General features: G+C 31.0%; 2 protein-coding genes and 1 pseudogene. 2 read left to right on the top strand and 1 reads right to left on the bottom strand.

Annotated features, from left to right (window positions below):
* A partial coding sequence (locus CI949_RS20005) for an iron ABC transporter permease (protein ID WP_365942038.1) occupies window positions 1-1,079 on the top strand: 1,079 nt, incomplete at its 5' end.
* Window positions 1,076-1,840 (top strand): ABC transporter ATP-binding protein, encoded by a 765-nt coding sequence (locus CI949_RS20000; protein ID WP_290769724.1) that lies wholly within the window; start codon window positions 1,076-1,078, stop codon window positions 1,838-1,840. The genes CI949_RS20005 and CI949_RS20000, both read left to right, overlap by 4 nt.
* A gap of 64 nt (window positions 1,841-1,904) precedes the next feature.
* On the opposite strand, the pseudogene CI949_RS19995 reads toward CI949_RS20000, so the two are convergent.
* A pseudogene (locus CI949_RS19995) lies at window positions 1,905-2,242 on the bottom strand (transposase); the annotation flags it as partial.

Genomic DNA, 2,242 nt, shown 5'->3' with positions numbered 1-2,242 from the left:
GTAAAATAATGGAAACTAATGAATTAAGTATAGAAAAAAAAATAATAAAAGAAGAGAAAAAGAATTCAAATAAGATCATTTTCCTCAGTCTGGGATTAATATTACTAATTATTTTAGCCTCGATTTATTCTTTATTTGTAGGAGCTGCTGAGCTAGATTTTAGTGATTTAGTAAGAGTTATTTTTGAAGGTGAGAGAGGAATGATTTATAATATCATCTGGAATATTAGGCTGCCTGCAATTTTAACAGCTTTGACTGCAGGTATGGGTTTATCTCTGGCTGGAGTAGTTATGCAGAGTATCTTAAAGAATCCTCTTGCTTCACCTTTTACTCTAGGAATATCTCATGCTGCAGCTTTTGGAGCAGCTTTCGCTATCGTAGTTGTTGACTTTAGCAATTTCCCCTTGTTATCATTTTTAGATGGATTTTATTTACCTTCAGTTTCAGCATTTATTTTTTCACAGTTGGCAGTTATTATTGTTTTACTAATCAGTGTTAAACAGCAAGCTAGCAGAGAAAGCATTGTTTTAGCAGGTATTGCTCTTTCTTCCTTATTTACAGCTGGGACTACAGCTTTAGAATTCTTCGCAGATGATTTAGAGCTTGCTTCAGTGATTTATTGGACTTTTGGTGATCCAGGGAGAACAAATTGGAATCAATTTTTTATAATTTTAACTGTACTTTTAATTAGTCTAGTTTATTTTATCTATCAGGGATGGAGCTATGGAATCTTAAATTCTGGTGATGAACTGGCAGCAAGCCTGGGAGTTGATTCTAAAAGATTAAGGTTATTTGCAATGACTGCAGCTTCTATTTTAACAGCAGTTATTATCTCTTTTGTCGGAGTAATTGGTTTTATTGGTCTTGTTACTCCTCATATTATTAAAAAAATTGCAGCTGGAAACCAGAGACAGCTCTTTTTTAATTCGGCACTAGCGGGGGGACTGCTTTTGATTATTGCAGATAATTTAGCCAGAACATTATTTAGACCGGTCGTTTTACCTGTAGGAGTTTTAACTGCATTTTTGGGGGCACCATTATTTATCTATTTGATAGTTAAAGGGAGGCAGATCTGGTGATATTAAAAATTGAAGCTTTAAATTTTGCCTATAATAAAGAAAGAGTTTTAAAAAATATTAATTTAGAAGCGGAAAAAGGAAAATTAATAACACTTATTGGACCTAATGGTTCTGGTAAAAGTACTCTTTTGAAATGTATTAATAATTATTTAGTACCTAATCAAGGAATTATAAAAATTAAAAATAAGAATATAAAAGACTTCACTAAAAAAGAGTTGGCTAAAATTATAGCTTATGTACCTCAAGCTTCAGAAACAAAATTTAATCTTAATGTTTTTGAAACAATCTTAATGGGAAGAAAAGCTCATAGTGGTTGGAAAGCAACTCAAAAGGATAAAGATATAACAGCAAAGGTTATTTGTGAAATGAAACTAGATAAAATTGCTTTTAAAGATATTAATAATTTAAGTGGTGGACAACAGCAGAAGGTATTTATAGCAAGAGCAGTAGCTCAAGCAGCAGAAATTATTCTTTTAGATGAACCAACAAATAATTTGGATTTAAAACACCAGCTTGAAATTTTTGAGATGATAGAAAACGAAGTAAGTACCGGGAAAACAGTGATTGTTACAATGCATGATTTATCTCTTGTTAGCCGCTTCAGTGATCGAATTATCATGCTCAAAGATGGTTGTATTTATTCTGATGGTACAGGTCATACTTTATCAGCTTCCAATATTAATTCAGTTTATGGAGTCGAAGTTAGTTTAAAAGAACATAATGGCAAAAAAATTATAATTCCTGAAAAAATTTATGTATAATATTTGTCAATAGGCAAGGAAATAGAGTTTCCCCAAAATCGCAATTAATAACCTTTTGATATCCTTAACATAGCTGCAAACTGAACAGGTTAGGCTGTTGTGATCTTTTAAATTTGATATTTGAATTCAAAAAACTTTTTATTCCTGTGCGGCTCTTTTTTAAAATCTCAAATATACCATCTGCTATAGCGTAATAATCAAAGTTGGGAATATCATATATTCTTTTAGCTAGCTTTGATATCCATAAACTCAATTTAGTAGTATTTCTTTTTTCTGAAAGCATGGCGATAAAACCGATTAAATTTGTTAAAATCAAATCCATTGTTCTGATACTATTTAAAGATCTCACCCTAATATTTTCTAAATCAAACTGCTGTTTTTTGAATCTGAAATATTCTTCAA

It is taken from the genome of Halanaerobium sp., assembly GCF_003070835.1.
The sequence above is the reverse complement of the archived record's forward strand: the minus strand, read 5'-3'. Positions and strand labels throughout refer to the sequence as shown.